This is a genomic window from Brucella grignonensis (assembly GCF_002252505.1).
GTDB lineage: Bacteria > Pseudomonadota > Alphaproteobacteria > Rhizobiales > Rhizobiaceae > Brucella > Brucella grignonensis.
Genome location: NZ_NNRL01000125.1, coordinates 1 through 411 on the forward strand (window position 1 = coordinate 1; position 411 = coordinate 411).

The window sequence follows — 411 nt, forward strand, 5'->3', positions numbered from 1 at the left end:
TGCCTGTGCCTGCGCCTCGACAATCTCGATCCTGTCGAGTTGGCTGGACAGTCGCTCGCGCTCGGCCAGCACCTTTTTGTCGTAGCCCACCATTTCGCCGACGGAGGCGTCGCCATTGCCGAAGTAGCTTCGCAGCATGACGGCTTCCGCCTGCGCGGTTGTCGCGCCGCCTTGGAGAGCTATTCGGTAGTAAGCCTCAAGGAGCGACGCGCTCGCCTTGATGTTGAGGCAGAAGTCGAATGTGTCGCTGACGGAAAGGCCAAGCCGACCGAGATCGCCGGAATTGATCCCGGCAAGTCCGAGGTCAATATCGTGGCCCTCGGCGATCAGGGTCGTCGCGGTTTCGATTGCCTCGGCTCTGGTTTTCGGCTGCTCCGGGAGCGGACGATCTGTGTTGATGCGGATGGCAAG

The 411-nt window shown here is 61.6% G+C and carries 1 protein-coding gene; it reads left to right on the forward strand.

Annotated elements, in window-relative coordinates; genetic code table 11:
• Window positions 1–171 precede the first annotated feature (171 nt).
• Window positions 172–411, forward strand: a 240-nt coding sequence (locus CEV33_RS24200; RefSeq protein WP_208620136.1) for a hypothetical protein, incomplete at its 3' end; no start/stop codon positions are given.